This window comes from Candidatus Methanomethylophilaceae archaeon, from assembly GCA_017524805.1.
GTDB lineage: Archaea > Thermoplasmatota > Thermoplasmata > Methanomassiliicoccales > Methanomethylophilaceae > Methanoprimaticola.
In genome coordinates, this window is record JAFXUX010000038.1 from 77830 (window position 1) to 97361 (window position 19532).

General features: G+C 54.7%; 17 protein-coding genes and 1 tRNA gene. 11 read left to right on the forward strand and 7 right to left on the reverse strand.

The annotated features are described in order from the left end of the window. Window position 1: 1 nt before the first annotated feature. The 3 genes from thiS to IKP20_08205 all read right to left on the reverse strand — a co-directional run bounded on the left by thiS (window position 2) and on the right by IKP20_08205 (window position 2209). Window positions 2–196: a sulfur carrier protein ThiS gene (gene thiS / locus IKP20_08195; GenBank protein MBR4504929.1), complete on the reverse strand. Its 195-nt coding sequence runs from the start codon at window positions 194–196 to the stop codon at window positions 2–4. A 464-nt stretch (window positions 197–660) separates the two neighbouring features. After that, on the reverse strand, window positions 661–1962 hold the full coding sequence (gene truD, locus IKP20_08200; GenBank protein MBR4504930.1) for a tRNA pseudouridine(13) synthase TruD: 1302 nt from the start codon (window positions 1960–1962) through the stop codon (window positions 661–663). Window position 1963: 1 nt separating this feature from the next. Continuing rightward, window positions 1964–2209 carry a DNA-directed RNA polymerase subunit L gene (locus tag IKP20_08205; GenBank protein ID MBR4504931.1) on the reverse strand — a complete coding sequence of 82 codons (246 nt, stop codon included), beginning with the start codon at window positions 2207–2209 and terminating at the stop codon, window positions 1964–1966. Window positions 2210–2324: 115 nt separating this feature from the next. On the opposite strand from IKP20_08205, the gene IKP20_08210 reads away from it, so the two are divergent. The 3 genes from IKP20_08210 to IKP20_08220 all read left to right on the forward strand — a co-directional run bounded on the left by IKP20_08210 (window position 2325) and on the right by IKP20_08220 (window position 6138). Then, complete coding sequence (locus tag IKP20_08210) at window positions 2325–3875, forward strand: DEAD/DEAH box helicase family protein (GenBank protein MBR4504932.1); 1551 nt, start codon at window positions 2325–2327, stop codon at window positions 3873–3875. A gap of 86 nt (window positions 3876–3961) precedes the next feature. Then, a complete protein-coding gene (locus IKP20_08215; protein MBR4504933.1) occupies window positions 3962–5776 on the forward strand; it encodes an ATP-dependent DNA ligase in 1815 nt (604 codons plus the stop codon). A 47-nt stretch (window positions 5777–5823) separates the two neighbouring features. After that, a complete protein-coding gene (locus tag IKP20_08220) occupies window positions 5824–6138 on the forward strand; it encodes a hypothetical protein (GenBank protein MBR4504934.1) in 315 nt (104 codons plus the stop codon). A gap of 124 nt (window positions 6139–6262) precedes the next feature. Here IKP20_08220 and IKP20_08225 read toward each other — a convergent pair whose 3' ends face one another. Together IKP20_08225 and IKP20_08230 are read right to left on the reverse strand one after the other, a co-directional pair. Then, a complete protein-coding gene (locus IKP20_08225; GenBank protein MBR4504935.1) occupies window positions 6263–6589 on the reverse strand; it encodes an iron-sulfur cluster assembly accessory protein in 327 nt (108 codons plus the stop codon). A 28-nt stretch (window positions 6590–6617) separates the two neighbouring features. Continuing rightward, on the reverse strand, window positions 6618–7025 hold the full coding sequence (locus IKP20_08230) for a carboxymuconolactone decarboxylase family protein (protein ID MBR4504936.1): 408 nt from the start codon (window positions 7023–7025) through the stop codon (window positions 6618–6620). 186 nt (window positions 7026–7211) lie between these two features. Between IKP20_08230 and IKP20_08235 the strand changes: the two genes are divergently transcribed. From IKP20_08235 to IKP20_08260, 6 genes are all read left to right on the forward strand, one after another. Further along, complete coding sequence (locus tag IKP20_08235; GenBank protein ID MBR4504937.1) at window positions 7212–10484, forward strand: leucine-rich repeat domain-containing protein; 3273 nt, start codon at window positions 7212–7214, stop codon at window positions 10482–10484. A 303-nt stretch (window positions 10485–10787) separates the two neighbouring features. Further along, window positions 10788–11480, forward strand: coding sequence for a hypothetical protein (locus tag IKP20_08240; GenBank protein MBR4504938.1), 693 nt, complete (start codon window positions 10788–10790; stop codon window positions 11478–11480). Window positions 11481–11932: 452 nt separating this feature from the next. Then, the gene (locus IKP20_08245) at window positions 11933–14029 is read left to right on the forward strand and encodes an acetate--CoA ligase family protein (GenBank protein ID MBR4504939.1); all 2097 of its coding nucleotides are present in this window, start codon (window positions 11933–11935) and stop codon (window positions 14027–14029) included. A gap of 102 nt (window positions 14030–14131) precedes the next feature. Beyond that, window positions 14132–14929, forward strand: a complete 798-nt coding sequence (dph5, locus tag IKP20_08250; GenBank protein ID MBR4504940.1) for a diphthine synthase — start codon at window positions 14132–14134, stop codon at window positions 14927–14929. Window positions 14930–15043: 114 nt separating this feature from the next. Beyond that, a complete protein-coding gene (locus IKP20_08255; GenBank protein MBR4504941.1) occupies window positions 15044–16045 on the forward strand; it encodes a class I SAM-dependent methyltransferase family protein in 1002 nt (333 codons plus the stop codon). Window positions 16046–16207: 162 nt separating this feature from the next. Then, window positions 16208–16363, forward strand: coding sequence for a hypothetical protein (locus tag IKP20_08260; protein MBR4504942.1), 156 nt, complete (start codon window positions 16208–16210; stop codon window positions 16361–16363). Between the two features lie 268 nt (window positions 16364–16631). Here IKP20_08260 and dcd read toward each other — a convergent pair whose 3' ends face one another. Beyond that, on the reverse strand, window positions 16632–17123 hold the full coding sequence (dcd, locus tag IKP20_08265) for a dCTP deaminase (protein ID MBR4504943.1): 492 nt from the start codon (window positions 17121–17123) through the stop codon (window positions 16632–16634). 51 nt (window positions 17124–17174) lie between these two features. On the opposite strand from dcd, the gene IKP20_08270 reads away from it, so the two are divergent. Next, window positions 17175–18176 carry an LD-carboxypeptidase gene (locus tag IKP20_08270; GenBank protein MBR4504944.1) on the forward strand — a complete coding sequence of 334 codons (1002 nt, stop codon included), beginning with the start codon at window positions 17175–17177 and terminating at the stop codon, window positions 18174–18176. Between the two features lie 62 nt (window positions 18177–18238). Beyond that, window positions 18239–19201, forward strand: coding sequence for a calcium/sodium antiporter (locus IKP20_08275; GenBank protein MBR4504945.1), 963 nt, complete (start codon window positions 18239–18241; stop codon window positions 19199–19201). A gap of 128 nt (window positions 19202–19329) precedes the next feature. On the opposite strand, the gene IKP20_08280 is transcribed toward IKP20_08275, so the two are convergent. Next, window positions 19330–19416, reverse strand: a tRNA-Leu gene (locus IKP20_08280). Between the last annotated feature and the right edge of the window lie 116 nt (window positions 19417–19532).

Here is a 19532-nt window from a genome sequence, read left to right on the forward strand (position 1 = left end):
CTCATCCGCCGCCCACGAAGCTCACTATTTCCATGCTGTCGCCGTCGCTCAGAGGCGTGGAACCGAATTCGGCGCGGGGGACGATTTTTCCGTTCAATAGGATGGCAGTCTTCGATGCGTCATACCCATGCTTGTCGAGGTATTCTTTCGCGGTCATTCCCTCGGCCACATTCTCGTTCCTACCGTTGACCATCATGCGCACCGCAATTTGTATTCAGAGCATAAAATTCTTGTTTCGAAATATCTGGCTATTGTAATTTGACAGCTCTGACGAGGTCATGATTCGAGCGGAAATTAGCGATCATGAATCTGGCAAGGGAATAAAATGACGAATCTTTTCGTTGTTATGTTGTACACAGATCCGACGATGACTTGTTATATGGTCTATGCTGAAGGATGAGGATATGCGGATGTTTTGAAGGAACACATCTAACATTTATTCGATAGGGAATCGGATAAAATCAACATGTTCAAAAATTGAACAGGTTCAGACTGACAGCAACATTTTCCAGACAGTGTTTGGAAAATCGGATATTCTTTCGTAATTCGTTCATGATATGGTAACAAGAGAGCGAACAGACTCGGCGCTTCGATTTTGTTTATTGGTCAGACGTAGATGTAATCTTCGTCGACGGTTCCCACCTGGGTGGAGACGCAGCTTCAATAGTCTCTCATCTCAGACTTCATGAACTCTCTGAGAAGGCAGGTGGCGTAGTTCCCTTTGGGCAGCGAGAATGATAATGTGTAGCTCACCTCTCCAACTGAACTTTTAAGATCTTTCAATGGGCACAGTATTTCTCTTCTCGATCCTTTGGAGCTGCATCTCGGGAGCTCCGGGATGTTGAAATCCTCTTGGGAGAGCTTCTGCTCCTCTATGACTTTCCTCTCTATCTCGCCCATCTCACCTTCGCAGAGGATGCTGTCCTGGCCGAACAGAGTGATGGTTACGAAAGCCCTTCCGACGCGTACCTGCCTCGCGACGAGGTCGATGTTCTTCTGAGTCGTGAGTATAGGATTCTCATGCTGCGGTATGCCGTTCGAATCGAGAGGAATGATTATGTCGCCTTCCACGGGCATGCTGAGCGGAAGGCCGGATTCCATCCTTCTGCTCAGCATCTCGTTGAACAGGCACGATTGGTAGGCATGCACGAACATCATCTGGAGGTTGGTCGGAAGGATCTCTATTGCTCCGCTCCAGTCTCCCGGGTTTTCAGCCAGATGGCCGGCCAGCATCCTTTCGAAGGACATGTTTTCGGGCATCTCCTTCATCATGGAGTCCCAGTCGTCCCTGCCTGCGAAGCTTTCCCTTTTCTCCCTCAGCTCAGGCTCCTCTTCGGGCGTGGTGAAAGATATGTACGTTCTGACTGCGCCCTCGAAATCCCCGCGGACCAGCCTTTCGCCCACGAGATGGGTCACAGGCCTTACCGAACCGAATCTTTGGACTCCGAAGTAGTTCGGGAATCCTCCGGTCTTCTTGATCGTCCTGACGTCCTCGGAAATTATTCTCTCTATCTCGGATATCGGAGCCGAACAGTCTCTGACAGTGATTTCAAAAGAGTTTCCGATGAGATCCCCGATCTGTATTCCGCGGGCGCCTCTGTATGCGCCGCTGATGGACACGTCCTTCAGATCGACTTTCCCGAGGTCTGGGTTCCCATAGAACGACATGAGCTGGGTGGTGATCGCCCTTTTGTCCTTCGTCCCGGCGAATCCGATCCTTTCCCTGGAGATTCCCATGGTGCGGGAGAGCATCCTCACCAGCCTGTTGGTCTCCCAGTTGCGGGTGGTGACCGTCGCGATGGTGTATTTTCCGTCCTCTTTCTCTCTGGGTGAATCGGAAATCTCCCTCACGACGAAGTCCTCAGGCACCGTTTTCAGATGTCCTCCGGTCCCGTCGGTATCGCAGAGGTAGCATCTCATTCCGATGCCGGCCTCGGCCGTGCGGCATTCCCTGTAGCCCATGTCAGAGCCTGAAATAATCGGCGATAGCGATCGACGCTTTCTTTATGGCTTCCAGGGCGCTCCCTTCCTTGACCTGGACGAAAAGGGTCCTGTCCTCGAGCTCGGGGTGCTTGTCCACGTACCTCACCATCTCGACGTTGGAATCGTCGTAGAGGGTCTTTATGAGAGGGGTGATAAGGGTGACGTTGGCATCCTTGAATCCGATGACGGCGGTTTCGCCGGTGTCCTCGATGAGGTAGGTCTGCATGGTTTCGCCTATACCCTGCCTATAAATAATGTTTCGGTAGCGCTTATTATTAAAAGAGATAAGCGGGGCACATTTTCGTTACGGTTATGTCTTTCCTACGTTTTACGGGGCCATCATGAATGCTGTGTCCCATCCGCGCATAGCACCGGGGAAGGTGGAGGAGAGGAAATACCAGACCGCCATGGTCAGCGGCTGCATCGGATGCAATACCTTGGTCATACTTCCCACCGGTCTCGGCAAGACTGTTGTCGCGCTGAGGACGGCCGCGGAGTTCCTTTCCAAGGGGAAGGTCTTGATATTGGCACCTACGAAGCCGCTGGTGGACCAGCACAGCAGGTTCTTCACGGAGACGCTGGTGGGCACTTCGGTCGCGGTGATGACGGGAACCATGAAGCCGGACAAGAGGGCGGATGTGGTTTCGTCCTCGGATGTCATCATAAGCACGCCCCAGTGCGTCGCCAACGATCTGGAATCGGGTAAGTACAATCTGGACGCTTTTTCCCTGGTGATCTATGACGAAGCCCACCGCGGAGTGGGAAACTATTCGTACGTGACCGTGGCCGGCCATTGCTGGAGCGGAATGCGTTCGATTGGCATGACCGCATCTCCAGGAAGCGATTACGAGAAGATCAGGGAGGTCTGCGGGAATCTGGATCTGCGCAGGATAGACATCAGGTCGGACGACGACCCGGACGTGTCCCCGTACGTTTATGATACATACATCAACAGGATAGAGGTCAATCTCCCGCCTGATCTGGTGAAGATTTCGAGCATACTTAGGTCGATGCTCGATACGCATACGGAATCTTTGATCGCGCTGGGCCTCATGGACCGCGGATGGCCGGCGTCCACGAAGCATATGCTGATGATCGGCGCCGGGCTGCAGAGGAGGGCCGCGAACGGCGAGAGGAGCACGACCGTATTCAGGGGCCTCTCTTTGCAGGCCATATGCATCAAGATCCTCCACGCGATATCGCTGGTAGAGACGCAGGGCATGACCGCGCTCAGAATCTATCTGGACAAGCTCGTGGCCGAATCCAATCAGGTGAAGGGCGGGAAGGCAGCTAAGACTATAGTGAGCGACAAGAGATTCAAGGAGGTCCTGAGAATTTCCCAGAATACCAACGCGGAGCATCCCAAAATTTCCAAGGCGATGTCTCTGGTCAGCATGATAATGACTGACGACCCAGACAGCAAGGTTCTGGTCTTTTCGCAATATAGGGATACCTGTGATCTTCTTGTTTCAAAGATTTCTCAGATACCAGGGGCCAGAGTTGGCAAGCTGGTCGGTCAGGCCAACGGGGGCCTGAAGCAGAAGGAGCAGATCGATCTCCTGACGAGATTCCGCTCCGGGGAATTCAACGTCGTGGTCTCGACGTCCGTCGGTGAGGAAGGGCTTGACGTGTCCAGCACCAACGCGGTCATATTCTACGAGCCGGTGCCGTCTGAAATCAGGACGATCCAAAGGCGCGGCCGCACCGGAAGGAAGAACGACGGCGAAGTGTACGTCCTTATCGCTAAGGGAACAATGGACGAGGTTTCGGACAGGAGCAGCAAGAGGAAAGAGGATGATATGCGCGGAAGGCTCGAGAAGCTCAGCGAAGAGCTCAGCAGATCATCGCCCTATTCGTCCCGCAGGAAGCAATCCGGGATCGACGATTTCTGATCTTAATTGGTAAGACTATAGTTATACTAACTGATAGAACTATAGTATCCGCGAAACGTTAATAGGTCTCCGCCATACACTCAGCTATGCTCTATTCCGACCTCGCATCCACCTTCGACAGGCTAGAATCCACCGGCAGCCGTCTTGAGATGGCTTCCATATTGGCGGAATTATTCCGCGGGGCGGACAAAGGCGAAATCAGGGATATAGCGTATCTGTGCCAGGGGAAACTGCATCCCGATTTCTATCCGTCAGTTCTGGGCATGTCAGATAAGCTGGTTCTCAAGGCGATAGTGGAGGCGACATTCGCGGATGAGAAGAAGGCGGAGCAGCTTCTCATCAAGAGCGGCGATCCCGGCGAGGTTGTGGTCGCCCTCATGGGGAAGAAAAAGCAGACCAGCCTTTTCGCGTTCGACAGCGCTCCCGAAAAGGGCGATCTTTCGGTGGAAGATGTGGTCAAAGCCCTGGGACAGATGGAAAAGGCCAGCGGAAAGAGGTCACAAGACAAGAAAATAGAGATTTTCAAAGGGCTGATAACCAAATCCACCCCAAATGAAGCCAAGTATCTGTCCAGGATGGTCACCGGCAGGATGAGGGTAGGTGCCGGGGACATGACCATACTGGATGCTTTGGCCGAGGCTTTCGCCACAAAGGAGGAGCGCCCGGACATCGAGAGGGCGTTCAATGTTACCTGCGATATAGGTTTGGTTGCCCAGACGATAGCCGAAGGTGGGATGGATTCCATCAGGCAGATCGGAGTGAGAGTCGGGAGCCCAGTGAAGGTCATGCTCGCCGAGCGTCTTCCGTCTGTTCCCGAGTTAGTCGAGAAAATGGGAGGGAGGTGCGCCATCGAATACAAATACGATGGGATCAGGGTCCAGGCACACATCGGTAAGGACGGCAGCGTCAAGCTGTTCTCCCGCAGGCTCGAGGATCTCACCCCCAATTTCCCTGATATCGCGCAGTCGCTGAGGACCCGCTGCAAATGCGAAGAGGCCATTATCGAAGGGGAATGCGTAGCGATACACCCGGAGACCGGATTCATGCTTCCATTCCAGACTGTGACGCACAGGAGGAAGAAGCATGGGATGGACGAGGCCATCCGCGACGTCCCGGTCAGGATATTCATGTTTGACATCCTTTATGCGGACGGAAAAGATCTGACTTCCCTCCCATTCCCGGAACGCAGGAAGGCTCTCGAGGATAATTTCTCTCTCGGCGGGATGGTCCAGATGACCACCATGAAGATTGTCGAGAGTCCGGAGGAGGGCGAAAGGTTCTTCGCATCCGCCGTAGCCGCGAGATGCGAGGGCATCATGGCCAAATCCTTGTCTCCTGAATCCGTATACAGGGCAGGCTCCAGAGGGTTCCTGTGGATAAAATACAAGAAGGATTATCAGCAGGCCCTCACCGATTCGTTCGATTTGGTGGTGGTCGGAGCCTTCTATGGCATGGGGAAGAGGGCAGGCAAGTATGGTGCCTTGCTGATGGCGGCCTTTGATCCCGAGGAAGGCCTTTTCGAGACCGTCTGCAAGCTCGGAACCGGTTTCGACGACGAATTTTTGGACGGGATGGCAGGGCTTCTGGGCGACGATATCTCCGAGACCATGCCGAGGTCCGTGGACGCCGAGATGGTCCCAGATGTCTGGTTCGAGCCTACGGTGGTTCTGGAGGTCGTCGCGGCCGAGATAACCCTGAGCCCTATCCACACGGCAGCCAGGGATCTCATAAAAGAGGGTGCTGGCCTCGGCATAAGGTTCCCCAGGTTCACCGGCCGCGTCAGAGATGACAAGGCTCCGGAGCAGGCCACTACCGTGGACGAGATCGTAAGGATGTACGGGATGCAGTCCCACGATTCCGACGGTCTATCTTCAGAGGAAGGAAAACCGGGCGAAGAGTGACCCGCCCCTCAATTATATACTGCGCAAACGATAGTTTCTCAGATACTATGAGCGAGACTGCCATCATAAACGCAGGCGTATGCGGCAAGACGACCAGGGTCACGGCTATCCCCTCGGACGACATGATGACCATCACTGTCAAAATCGAAAGCGACTGCCCCATGGTCTCCAAGACCCCCATAATCGAGAATGTGGCGTGCTACGAGGAAGTCGGGAAGCCTTTCGGCGAATCCGCGGTTTACAGATGGGCATCGGACAACATCCGCCATACGGCTTGCCCAGTGCCATGCGGGATAGTGAAATGCATCGAAGCCGCCGCAGGTCTCGCGCTCAAGAAGCCGGTGACGATAGAGTGGGAATGATCGTCTTCTGAAATGGGGGTCATTTCCCCCTTAAACCAATTATATTTCTAAAGAAACAGTCAAATTTCCAAGGAAAAGGCGGAATCGGTTTCGGGTTAAGGATGGGCCTTCCGGCCCTTGAGAATCAGTGGCATCCGCCGCCGCAGGAGGAGCATCCGTTGAAGTTGGGGTCGCGGATCCTGAGGCCGGTTCCGAAGTCGGGGTCGTCGATGAATTCGATTATGCATTTGTTGAGTTCTTCGGCTGTAGCTTCGTCATAGAACATGTCGAAACCATTGGCGGTTTTGTCTACGGTCTCGCCATCGTTGGCCTGCTGTTGGAAGCTCATCCCGAACTGGGGCCCAGAACAGGCCATTCCCGCGAGGTAGATTTTGATGCCGTAACCTACTTTGCCGTTCTTTTCGAGAAGGTCATTGATGAACTTCTCCGCATCAGATGTGATTTGGACCATAGCTATCGGACTCTCGACTGCTGCGGTATTATTTAACGTTGCGCAAATAACCCTCATCCGTGTCGATATCGAAGAGTTCCGCGTATCTTCTGAGAGCATAGGATTGGGCGCGGTTCATGGCTACATGGCATCCGATCGTCACCGCCTCCAGTATCTCGTCTTTGGTCGCTCCGGCATCCAAGGCATGTCTCATGTGCACTCCGATGCAGTATTCTCCGCAGTTCGCGGCAGCGGCTGACACGGCGCATAGATACTTTGTTTTGTCGTCCAATTCGTTTTTTCCTTCGAAAACCGCTTTGTTCAGGTTGCTTTGGGCGATGAAAATGTCCGGGCGGGTCTGCATCACCTGATTGACCACAGGTATGAACCCGTATTCGCGTTTTATCGCTTCCAGTATCTTGTCTGCTATCTCTCTTTCTCTGGGATCCTCTTCCATGGGATGCCATTTCTCTGCGCGTTGATAATTGTTGAGGGCACTTCGACATCCCATGCGTTAGTCGAGGTCTGAGATTACGCGCCCTTCAACTGAGCCAAAAAAGCAGGTTACTATATAGGCGGAACTATGAAATCGGGAAGTTTATTCGTACAATTAACTATAAATACACAAACCGATACGAATTTCATGGGGTATTTTTGCGATTTCAGAAAGAATGACATCTGGCGCATGATCGCCGTCGTCGCGGTAGTCTTGGCTGCGGCGGCGTTTCTCATTTCCGCATTGCCGGACGGCTCGGACGGGGTCCAATCCGGCACTTGTGGGGACGATGTCACGTGGGTTCTGAACGATGACGGTGTTCTGATGATATCCGGTTCGGGACCGATGTATAACTACGACGGCTACTACGACGACGGCGCGGAGTTGGTCTCCCCCTTTGCAGACAAAAGTTTCGAAAAGGTAATCATCGAGTACGGGGTCACCAGCATAGGCGACGTTGCGTTTACGGATAGTTACATACTTAACCTCGAAATAGCGAATTCTGTCACCTATATAGGAAGAGCTGCATTTTTTGGAGGTTCTGGTCTTGAATCGGTAGTCATTCCGGATTCAGTGGGCTATATCGGAGATAGCGCATTCGGGATGCATGCGGAGCTAAAAACAGTGGTTCTTCCCGACTCCCTGTCGTACATCGGCGACGGTGCTTTCGATAACACTCCAATTAAGTCCATAGAACTTCCGAGCGCGTTGACCTTCATCGGCGATAGTCTGCTGTTATCTAGCCCGATCACATCAATAACCATTCCGCCTTCGGTCACCTACATAGGATGTCAAGCATTCGCCTGGTGCACATTTTTGGCCGATGTTTTCATTCCTCCCTCGGTTGTCCAGATCAAAGATGGCGCTTTCGAAGATTGCAGATCTCTGGGATTCATAACAATCCCCGACTCCGTGACCAGCATCGGCAAAGACGCATTCAAAGGCATCGAGTTCTTCGATGAGAAAGGCAACCGCCTCGCCGCCAACGTCGAGAACCTGTGCGGATATACGTTCGAAGGCAATAACGGGGTGCTCATACGCGACGCAGGCGATGGCCCCGGGTTTGTCCCGGACGGGGTTCAATCCGGCAAATGCGGGGATGATCTCACATGGGAGTTAGACGACGATGGGAACCTGACTATTTTCGGCAGCGGCGATATGTATGACTACGGTTATCCTAATTGCGGGCCCTGGGGCAAAGGGATAAAGTCCGTCCGCTTCGAAGGCTCGGCAACTAGCATAGGCAAATATGCATTTTTTGAATGCACGTATTTGGATGCTGTCATCATACCAGATTCGGTAATAGATATCAGATATTTTGCGTTCAGCTTCTGCACCTCCCTCTCCTCCGTGTCCATGCCCTCGGTGACGTCCATCGGGAGTAGCGCGTTCCAAGTCTGCACCTCCCTCTCCTCCGTGTCCATGCCCTCGGCCACTTCCATCGGGAGCGACGCGTTCTACGAATGCGCTTCCCTGACGTCCGTGGACATCCCCGATTCGGTCACCTCTATCGGGGGCTCTGCATTCTACGGTTGCGCTGCCCTCTCCTCTGTCACCATACCGTCTTCGGTCACGAGTATTGTGAATTACACGTTCTTCAAATGCACCTCCCTCTCCTCCGTGTCCATGCCCTCGGTGACGTCCATCGGGAGCGACGCGTTCCCATTCTGCACCTCCCTCTCCTCCGTGTCCATGCCCTCGGTGACGTCCATCGGAGCGGAAGCGTTCTACGGCTGCACCTCCCTCTCCTCCTTGTCCATGCCCTCGGCGACGTCCATCGGGGACGGGGCGTTCAACAACTGCACCTCCCTCTCCTCCTTGTCCATGCCCTCGATGACGTCCATCGGAAGGGAAGCGTTCTACAAATGCACCTCCCTGACGTCCGTAGACATCCCCGATTCGGTAACATCCATCGGGGGTAGCGCGTTCGCCGGATGCACCTCCCTTGCCACCGCAGACATCGGGAACTCTATCATTAGCATTGGAAGTAATACGTTCTGGGGCTGCAAATCCCTGTCCTCAGTATCCATTCCGAACTCGGTCACGGCCATCGGAAAATCCGCGTTCTACAATTGCATCTCGCTTTCCAGCGTGAACATCCCTGGCTCTCTGGAAAAGATGGGGAAGGATGCGTTCGGCGGGATCAGATTCCTGGACGAGAACGGGAACGATCTCCCCCATACACCGGAGAGTCTCAGAGGATACGCCTACGAAGGCAGCGGCGGCGTGCTGATGCGCATGTCGGACGAGATATTCAGCTCAGGCGGACTGATTTTCAGGCTGGATTCCGGCAGTGAGGATGCCGTTTTGGTCGGCTTCTCCGAGCCGGCACAGCATCTGTCTGTCCCTGCGTCGGTGTCCTATTCGGGGAAGGACTACGCGGTCTCTGGAATAGGCCCCAAGGCCTTCTACGGATGCGAATCCCTGATCTCGGCGGACCTCGGAAACGTATCCGAGATAGGGATGAAGGCTTTCGCCCGCTGCGGGTCGCTGGAAAGCGTCAGCTTCGGCGGTTCTCTCGGGGAGATAGCGCCGTACTCGTTCTTCGGATGCGGTTCCCTTGCCTCCGTCACAATCCCGGACTCGGTTGCGTCCATAGGGAAGAGCGCGTTCAGCGGCTGCGTTTCGCTGACCAGCGTGGCTATCCCAGGCTCCGTGGCATCCATCGGGGAGAACGCGTTCTACGGGCTCAGGTTCCTGGACGAGAGAGGAAATCTCCTTGACTGCTCGGCCGAAGGCCTGGGCGGATACGCGTACGAGGGGAGCTGCTGCGTGCTCCAGCGCGCGGCGGACGGATTCACGTTCGTCTCCGGCGGGCTGGTGTTCAAGGTTGACTGGTCAGGCGATTCTGACGCCACATTGGTCGGCTTCTCCGAGCCAGCGGCGCATTTGGCTGTCCCGGCATCGGTTACATACGAAGGGAAGGAATATCCCGTATCCGAGATCGGCCCCAAGGCCTTTTATGGCGTCGGAGAGCTGGTCTCCGCCGATCTGGGAAGTATAACAGAGATAGGCATGAAGGCGTTCGCCCGCTGCTCGTCGCTGGAAAGCGTCGATTTCGGGGATTCCCTGAGGTCAGTGGGAGGGTACGCTTTCTACGCATGCGACTCCCTGTCCTCCGTGTCCATCCCGGATTCCGCGGTGTCCATAGGAAAGTGTGCGTTCTCGTTCTGCGTATCACTCGCGGAAGCAGTCATTCCCGATTCGGTGGAAACAGTTGGCGACCGCGCGTTCTATGATTGTGGCTCCATTTCTTCGGTGGCCATAGGGAGTTCGGTCGTATCGATCGGCCCCGGCGCTTTCCATGGGCTTGTATTCTTCGACGAAAACGGAAAGAGGCTGCCGATGACCGCAGAGGCCCTCGCCGGCCACCTGTACTTGGGGGACGGCGACGGGAGACTGTACTGCTCCGTCGCTTGACGGACGCATCCATATCTATCAAAACGCTGGGACGGACCCTGCAAAAGGGTCCCCAGCCTTTTTCCAAATTGTTCGGCTGGTCCGTCGCTCAGTCATTCCTGCCGAGCCCATAGTCTGAATGCCGTTTGACAGTTCGAATCCAGACTTCCGCACGCCTGCAATATGGCATGTCCGCTTTCGGATTCCGCTTCGGGTTTTCTCGAACGATCGTCATCTCCGGGAAGATGCAGCGTAACCGCACGCCCAGCAATTAAGAGCGTTTCCGAGAACTCAGCTCATGCGGCAGGTCCGCAGGATGTTCGCATGGTATTCGCGGATGATTTGGATTATGACATATCGGAAATCTATTCCGAGGTCGGGAAGAGGTACGGGTACGAAACTGTCACCGCCGAGTTCGCCGAGTTCGACGAGCTGAAGCTGAAATGGGTGAGGCATGGCGGTTGGGCAAGATTTTTCGTCAGCGATTATCTTGGCGGAGCCCCGAAAGCAGTGGCCGAATCCATCGCGGAGACCCTTATGAGAAAGATTTTCTCGGCAGAGGGCTCCGATTATTCGGCGGAGGTCTGCGATTGGCTCACGTCGGATGATTTCGTAGACAGGAACCAGAAGATATACATCTCCCGGAAGGATGGAATGGCCCCTCCGGACGAGGGGAAGCACAAGGATCTTCGCGCCTCATATGCCAGATTGGTATCGTCCGGCTACCTCAGCGAGGACGGGAGAGTCTTCCTCGGATGGGACCACGGCTACGGCGAGCCGGGGCCCGGGCGCTCGAGCGTTCTGATGAAGGTCGTCGGGGTCTCTCCGAAGCTGGATTCTGATGAGATATCCGATGAGGCCCTCGATTATGCCGTGTATTCGCTGATGCTCCATGTTTTCGTCGGGTTCGTGCCCTGCAAAAGGAGAGAGAACAGGGAATTCGAGGAGAAGATGTCGCAGTATCCTCGCAGAGACGAGCTCTCAGAGGAGCTGGCAAGGATCGGGGTAAGCGTCTGAAAGGTGTCCCCCGAGCGCTAACACGCCGCATCACGGTCCGACGATGACGCCGGTCTCCGGGCATTGACTTACGCCGGGGGTATGTGTCGGACCCAACGTTGGCCTCCGGTCATCGCTGCGGCGACGCGCCGCCAACTCCCGCAGGAGCCCCATAAATGGGATATGGGCCGCTGTGCGCCGATTCGTGCACATGGCGGTCATTGATCGCGCCCCTTCGCCGGTTCGGCATGCGCCCCATGTTTTCCGCCTTAATAAAGCGATTGAGACGTATGGGGCTGGGGCGATTTCCGTGGAAACTGTACGAATAGCAGTAAGTTTATTGTCGAATTGCTACTGAATCAGTAGATTCTGCTTCGATTTCACAAAGTTTTCGTACTATTGACTACGAATAACTGCAATATATGGGCCTGACTTCACAAAGGTTTATCAAATGATTGGGGATACGGTCTCACATGAAGTCATTGCTGGCTCCAACGTCCGTCGCGATCATCGGGGCATCCAACGACGAGACCAAACTCGGCGGGATGCTCGTTAAAAACATGATAAACGCGGGGTTCAAGGGAAAACTGTACCCTGTCAACCCCAAAGGCGGAATCATTCAGGGCTACAAAGCTTACACGAACGTAACCGAAATCGGAGAGCCCGTGGATCTCGCGGTCATCGCAGTCAAGGCCGCATTCGTCCCCGGAGAGATGGCGAACCTCGGGAAGGCCGGGATAAAATATGCGACCATCCTGACCGCAGGCTTCAAAGAGGACAGCCCGGAGGGGGCGGAGCTCGAGAAGAAGCTCAAAGAGGAAGCGAAAAAGTACGGGGTAAGATTCTTCGGCCCGAACTGCTTCGGAAACATGAATCCCGGAGCAGGTGTCAACGCTACTTTCGCGCACCTTCTCCCCAAACCCGGCAACATCACAATATTCTCCCAGTCCGGAGCCGTCGGATCGTCCATCATCGATTGGGCTTACCGCAACCAGATCGGTTTCGCCAATTTCATAACGTTCGGCAACAAGGCCGACATCGACGAAGCGGACCTCATCGACCAGATTTCGGCCGACCCGCAGACCAAAGTCATAGGCATGTACTGCGAAGGCATCTCCAACGGAGAGAAATTCGTCAAGGCCATCGAGAGCATGCCCGTGAAGAAGCCCATCGTGATCTTCAAGTCCGGAAGGACCCAGGCCGGATCCGCCGCTGCTTCGTCCCACACCGGGTCCCTCGCAGGGTCCGATGCCGTCAACAACGTCGTGTTCAACAAGCTGAACATCCACAGGGCACTCGATCTGGATGAGATGTTCGATGTACTGAAAGTGTTCAGCAGCTGCAGCCCCATGAAGAAGGACGGCATAGGCATCATCACCAACGCCGGAGGGCTGGGCGTCATGTCTGCCGACGCAACTTTCGAGGCTCCTTACATCCACGCCGTCAAATTCTCCGACGAGACCATCAAAGAGATCAGAGAGAGGGTCCCCAGCGTCGCAGGCGTCACCAACCCCATCGACGTCCGCGGCGACGCCAAGCCCGAGTATTTCAGGGAAGTCGTCAGAATCCTCTACAAGGATCCGCAGGTGGGCGGCCTCGTCATCATGGGATCGCCTCTGGACACGGCCGATCTGGAATCCGTCGCAAAGATCCTCGTCGAGATGAAGGACGAGATCCCGGTGCCTGCCGTCGTGTGCTTCGCGGGCGGATACAAGTGCGACCGCGCCAACGAAATCCTCAGGAACGGAGGATTCCCCTGCTTCGACACTCCCGACAGGGCCGTCAGGGCGCTCAACGCTCTGAGGAAATACACCATCCGCTCGGAGATCGCGCACGATCCCCTCAAGACCCCCGCAGTCTCCGGAAGGGCCCAGACCGAAGCCATCATCAAGAAGGCAAGGTCGGAAGGCAGAAACTCCCTCACCGAATCCGAAGGGAAGCAGATCTTCACCGCTTATGGTGTCCCGATCCCCGGAGAGGGAACCGCCAACAGCGCCGAGGAAGCCGTCAAAGAATGCGACAGGATTGGATACCCCGTCGTCATGAAGGTGGTCTCCCCAGACATCAAGCACAAGACCGATGTGGGAGGCGTCGTGGTCGGCGTCAAGGATTCCGCGGCCGCCAAGGAAGCCTATGAGAAGATCATGGGCTCCTGCAGGAAGAACATGCCCGACGCAAGGATCGACGGCGTTTCGATCCAGCAGATGGTCTCCGGCCAGGAAGTAATCCTGTCCATGATCCGCGACTCCCAGTTCGGGCCTGTCGTCTCCTTCGGTCTCGGAGGGATTTACGTGGAGATCCTAAGGGAGATATCCCAGGCTCACGTCCCCATGACCGAGCAGCAGCTTGACGAGATGATCACCACCACCAAGGCATACAAGCTCCTCTCCGGAGCCAGAGGCCTTCCCCCGTCCGACATCGACGCGATGAAGGACGCCATCAGGAGGATCGTCCTCATAGCGCAGGAGAACCCCGAGATCCACGAGCTGGAGATCAACCCCGTCATCGTCGGCCTCAAGGGCAAGGGATGCTGGGCGGTCGACGCTCTCGTGACTCTTTTCAAAGAATGAGCTTTCCGGAGGGCTCAGTCCCTCCTCTTTTTCCTTTCCGTTCCGCCGCTTACCCATGGTTCCGACGGAACGGGTTTAATAGCCGCTGGCAATGGAGGTCCCATGGCATCCGAACTCGTATTCGTCGGGCTGGGACTCAGCGGCACCGACGGAATGACCGTCAAGGCTCTCAACGCCCTGAAGGAATGCGACATCATCTATGCGGAATTCTACACGTCCACGCTCATCGGCACCACCCCCGAAGACTTAGAGAAAGTCATCGGGAAGAAGGTCAACGTCCTCTACAGGGCGCAGGTGGAGGAAGGGGAGGACATAATCAGGGATGCGATGGACCACAGGGTCGCGTTCGTCACCGCCGGCGACACCATGCTGGCCACCACCCACGTGGACCTGAGGATCCAGGCCGCCGAAGCCGGGATTCCGGTGAGGATGTTCCATGGCGTATCGATATTTTCGGGGTGCCCCACTTCGCTGGGCCTCCAGCCATACAAATTCGGGAGGGCCGTCACTCTACCTTTCCTCGAGAGGAATTACCAGCCCAAGTCCCCTTACGACCATATAATGGAGAACAAATCCCGCAATCTCCATACGATGATCCTCCTGGACATACGCGCCGATGAGCGCAGGTACATGACCGCCCATCAGGCGATAGAATGGCTTCTGGAAGGCGAGAGCAAGTGGGGGGAAGGGCTGATCACGGATAAGACTCTGCTATGCGTCGCATCCAAGGTCGGATCCCCTGAAGAGAGGGTATTCGCGGGATATCCGCGCGATCTTCTGGCTATGGATCTCGGGGAGCCTCTCCACACTTTAGTCCTCCCTGGGAGCCTGCATTTCATGGAATCCTATGCGCTCGTGAAGTTCGCGGGAGCTCCCGAAGAGATAATCGAGGACGACTGATCTGGGAGTTTCAGTCTGCTTTCCGCTACATGCGGCGGGCCGGATTCCCGTTCTATAATCGGGGCAATGGAATCCGACCGTCCGCCTTATTTATGATGCCCCTAATCCTGTGCTATGCCCGTCTGCATACTAGTCCCCAAAAGGCAGGGGGAATCCGTCAGATCGGAGCTTCTTTCCGAAGGCATACTGGATTTAGTCCATAGGATACGCTCCGACGGCGATTATCTTCTGATTCCCATCACAGTCCCGTCCTATGGGGGATTCGACGTTGTCGAGGCAGATATGCCGTCCCAGGAGCGCCGCGCCACCGATTACAGAGAGGTCGCCGCGGTTCCGGACAGCCTCAGAGAAGAGCTGCCGTCATCTTTCGATGTCATCGGCGACATAGCTCTGATCAAGCTTCCGGATGTGCTGATGCCTTACAGAGCAGAGATCGGCAGGGCGCTCATGGAAGTCAACGGGAGCATCCGCACGGTGTTCCTGGATTCGGGAGTCAAAGGGGAGTTCAGGGTCCGCGATCTCGAGAGGATAGCCGGTTCCGGCCCCTCAGAGACCGTTCACAGGGAGTTCGGGGTCTCGCTTCATACCGACCCCTCCAAAGTGTACTTCAATCCCAGGCTGTCCTCTGAGAGAGCCAGAATCGCATCTCTGGTTAAGGACGGGGAGATTGTGATAGATATGTTCGCCGGGGTGGCGCCTTTCGGGACCGTCATCTGCAGGAACGCGAACCCAAGCGCGGTATATTCCATAGATCTGAACCCGGAGGCCGAGAGGTTCGCCAGGATCAATGCCGAGAAGAACCACGTCGATAATCTGTTCCCTTTGACAGGGGACGCGTCGGAAGTCATCTATACCCTTCCTATCGCCGACCGCATAATAATGAACCTCCCGCAGATGGCGGAGAGATTTCTGCGCTATGCTTTGGAAAGGCTGCGCATAGGCGGCGTCGCCCACATGTACAAAATAGCGGAGCGCGACGGCTTCCAAGCGTTCTGCGAAGGTCTGGAATCCGATATGTCAGCGCTGGGATTCGGAATAAGCATGGTGGCCTCCGAACTCAAGACATATTCGCCCACCATGAGCGTCTATTCGCTGGATATCCGCCGGGAATCCTGAGCCAGACGATTGGGGCAACAATGAATATTTATAAGCAATCCTATGTGATAAAGAGCACTGATATACAGAAACTTTTTTATATTCAGATGATGAATAGGATAATGTTGAGAAGTCAGTCAAAGTGAGACAGACATCAACAAAAACAATGAGAGGTAGATACAAATGGTCGCAATCATCACCGCAGTCGTAGTCGCCGCAGTCACTCTCGCCGCAGTCGTAGCAGCCACCTATGCAGCTTACAGGGCAGACAACGCAACCGGAAAGGTCGTTGAGCAGTATTATCTCGGACAGACCGGAGCAAAGTCCACCACCGAGTGATTTTCACAATCCACATCCCGGGATCAGTTCCCGGGTTCCTTCCTTAATTTTTTTCCTCTCTTCCACAGTTTCTGCTGAATTTGCATTCAAGAGATTATCTGCCGTCTGTTGATTCAGAAGGTGGGTTCAGAACACCTTAAATATGATTGGTGCTTACTCTTTATTGATGTCTCATCATTTATGTTGAAGCATCATTATCTGTTTTCCTCATTGGGCCGGGGGCACCCGGCTCGTTACCTATAAACTCAAGCCGTTGCCCCCTTGAAGTTCATTCCTTTTTGATGGGATCCAGCGTTATCCCGCTTTGACCCTGGTAATGTCCAGATCTTTTGGCGTAATTCTTGAGGGACGCCGAGCTCAGGGTTTCGAATACCATCTGGCAGAATCTTTCCCCTATGGGTATGTCAACCGGATTGTCGGACGCGTTGTATCCCCCGAGGGTCAGGGTGCCTTCGAATCCCGCGTCTATCTTCCCGAACGCGCCGATTATGCCCTTCCTGATCCAGCTCGTCCTCATCCAAAGCGATGCGCAGAGGTCGTCAGGCATTCTGATGCGCTCTATAGTGGAGACGTAGAACATCGTCTTCGGCGGTATGGTGGCGATCCCTTCCTCTTTGGTCACGGGGTCGCCCATTATGGAGATCTGCGCGATGCGGAGGTCATATCCGTTCGGAGTCAGCCCTCTCTCGCTGAAATCGCTGATCCCGATGGTGCCGGTCATCATGCCCTGCATAAGGTCTTCGTCGGACAGTATTGCCATGGCCATACGATATCGGGCCACAATAAAATAATATGGAAAGGATTTTGGGCCATGATTTTCCCTCCTTTCCTTTCCCCTGACGGATGCATCGGCGTGACGGCGCCATCTTTCGGCGTTACGGATCCCACAGATATAGCCCGCTTCTCGAATGCGAAGAAGACATTGGGGCTCAAGGGCCATCCCGTCATCGAAACCCCCGACGTATACACTGCCGATGCCGACGGAAGAAGCGCTCCGGCCGATCAGCGTGTGCGCGAGCTTATCTCCCTTCTGGAGGACCCTAAGGTCCAATACATCGTCGCGGCCAAGGGCGGGGACTATCAGATCGAGATGCTGCCTCTGATGGATTGGGATGCGCTGAAGAAGAATCCCACCTGGCTGCAAGGATATTCCGACAACACCGTGCTTCTCTTCAAAGCTACCGCGGAGCATGACGTTGCGACTGTTTATGGGGGGAATTTCGGCGACTATGGCATGGGGGAATGGCACAGAAGCATCTCGGAAAACCTGGGGATAATCGAGGGAAGAATCTCAGAGCAAGCATCGTATCTTTCCCACGAGGAAGGGTTCTCGGAGAGGATCACCGGATTGGAAGGATTCAAAGACGATGCTCCCACGGAATGGGCATCGTCCTGCGGCAATGCCAGATTCGGCGGGAGGCTGATCGGCGGCTGCATGGACGTCCTCGACTGGTTCCACAGGAAAGGCACCGCCGACCCTTCCGGATTCGTGTCCAAATATTCGGGGGAGGGAATCGTCTGGTACATGGAAACATACGACATGGACGCCGGCCGCGTGGAGAGGATGCTCAGAGGGATGTCGGAGGACGGGTGGTTCGACGGCGTCTCGGGATTCGTTTTCGGAAGGCCCCTGATATTCGGAGGGGACGATTATGCCGGGACCGTCTGCGACGCGCTGTCGGATTTCGAAGTTCCCAAGGTTTTCGGGGCCGATGTGGGCCACAAAGCCCCCAGAATGACGTTTATAAACGGTTCGTATGCAACTTTCGATCTGATTGACGGTGTGTGCAAAGTTTCCTACAGGTTCAGCTGATGGTCCGCTATTTCGATGGAACAGATAGGCAATTATAATATGGATACCAATCATTGCGGCGCATGGATTCGATATTGCTGCTCGGAATTCCGGTGGGAATCATTCTTCTCTATTTTGGTTCCGAGTGGCTCGTAAGGGGAGGCAAAGGCCTGGCTCTCCGGTTGGGCGTCCCGCCTTTCGTCATCGGGCTCACAGTATTGGCCTTTGGTTCGTCGGCCCCGGAATGCATCACCTCTATTGTCAGTACGGAAACCCCTGACATCATAATAGGGAACGTGATCGGGAGCAACATAGCCAACATCGGCCTTGCGATAGGCATGGCGGCCATCATATCGCCTATGGCGGCCAAGTTCTCGACGATGAGGCTTGAGCTGGGCGTGATGCTCGTCTCTTCTATTGCATTGTTCGCTCTGGCCCTCGTAGGGTATGCCGGATTCTTCGTGGGGATAGTTTTCGTCGCCGCCCTTTTCGTATTCGTATACACGGTATATCGTCTGAAGAAGAACGATGCGGAAGGGCAGGCATCCTACACATCGGATCTGGAAGAGAATGAGAAACCGCTGGGATACCCCATTCTGATATTGTTGGTCATCGCCGGATTGGTTCTGCTCTATTTCGGCGCAAGGTTCTTTGTGGACGGCGCTGTGGAGCTCTCGCACATATTGGGCATGTCCGAGATGTTCATCGGGCTTGTGGTGGTTGCAGTAGGAACTTCGCTTCCAGAGATCTGCATCAGTGTTCTGGCCGCCCGCCGCGGCGAGAATGAGATGGCGGTCGCCAACATCGTCGGGAGCAACATATTCAACATACTGTTCGTGCTCGGGATCGGTTCCATTCTCGTGGATGTTCCAATACCCCATTCGGCTCTCATATTCCATCTGCCCATCATGCTTCTGCTAACGGTCATAATGATGGCTGCCGTTTACAAGAACAACAAGGTGTCCAGGCCGGTCGGAGTTTTGTTCATCGCCATCTACATCGCTTATGTTGCGATCATGATGGCAGTCCCGTCTCTGACGATTTGAAAACATCTTAGGGCGCCATCGTCGGATAGCGGCGATGGGTCAGACCCCATAATTATTTTCGATTCGGAATCGCAATAGGCAGAGAATACTTCAAAACGACGGGGAATTATGGGATAGAGATGAAGAAGTGGTGCAAGGGATGGGATTTGAACCCACGGACCACTAAGGACAAGGCCCTCAACCTTGCGTCGTTGGCCATGCTTGACTACCCTTGCACTTGTAAAGGTCGTATTGAGGATTTGCATATAAATATTTCTGTTCATTTTTGTTCAATACTTAGAGTTCCAGATTGTTAGCGATCGTTTCGGAAAAAGGGATGGCGGGGCAGTGC

Coding starts and splice junctions, on each gene's coding strand:
- IKP20_08240 (MBR4504938.1), top strand. CDS start 10,788: ATGGTATTCGCGGATGATTTGGATTATGACATATCGGAAATCTATTCC.
- dph5 (MBR4504940.1), top strand. CDS start 14,132: ATGGCATCCGAACTCGTATTCGTCGGGCTGGGACTCAGCGGCACCGAC.
- IKP20_08275 (MBR4504945.1), top strand. CDS start 18,239: ATGGATTCGATATTGCTGCTCGGAATTCCGGTGGGAATCATTCTTCTC.
- IKP20_08260 (MBR4504942.1), top strand. CDS start 16,208: ATGGTCGCAATCATCACCGCAGTCGTAGTCGCCGCAGTCACTCTCGCC.
- IKP20_08270 (MBR4504944.1), top strand. CDS start 17,175: ATGATTTTCCCTCCTTTCCTTTCCCCTGACGGATGCATCGGCGTGACG.
- IKP20_08255 (MBR4504941.1), top strand. CDS start 15,044: ATGCCCGTCTGCATACTAGTCCCCAAAAGGCAGGGGGAATCCGTCAGA.
- IKP20_08220 (MBR4504934.1), top strand. CDS start 5,824: ATGAGCGAGACTGCCATCATAAACGCAGGCGTATGCGGCAAGACGACC.
- IKP20_08225 (MBR4504935.1), bottom strand. CDS start 6,589: ATGGTCCAAATCACATCTGATGCGGAGAAGTTCATCAATGACCTTCTC.
- truD (MBR4504930.1), bottom strand. CDS start 1,962: ATGGGCTACAGGGAATGCCGCACGGCCGAGGCCGGCATCGGAATGAGA.
- IKP20_08230 (MBR4504936.1), bottom strand. CDS start 7,025: ATGGAAGAGGATCCCAGAGAAAGAGAGATAGCAGACAAGATACTGGAA.
- IKP20_08210 (MBR4504932.1), top strand. CDS start 2,325: ATGAATGCTGTGTCCCATCCGCGCATAGCACCGGGGAAGGTGGAGGAG.
- IKP20_08245 (MBR4504939.1), top strand. CDS start 11,933: ATGAAGTCATTGCTGGCTCCAACGTCCGTCGCGATCATCGGGGCATCC.
- IKP20_08235 (MBR4504937.1), top strand. CDS start 7,212: ATGGGGTATTTTTGCGATTTCAGAAAGAATGACATCTGGCGCATGATC.
- thiS (MBR4504929.1), bottom strand. CDS start 196: ATGATGGTCAACGGTAGGAACGAGAATGTGGCCGAGGGAATGACCGCG.
- IKP20_08215 (MBR4504933.1), top strand. CDS start 3,962: ATGCTCTATTCCGACCTCGCATCCACCTTCGACAGGCTAGAATCCACC.
- dcd (MBR4504943.1), bottom strand. CDS start 17,123: ATGGCAATACTGTCCGACGAAGACCTTATGCAGGGCATGATGACCGGC.
- IKP20_08205 (MBR4504931.1), bottom strand. CDS start 2,209: ATGCAGACCTACCTCATCGAGGACACCGGCGAAACCGCCGTCATCGGA.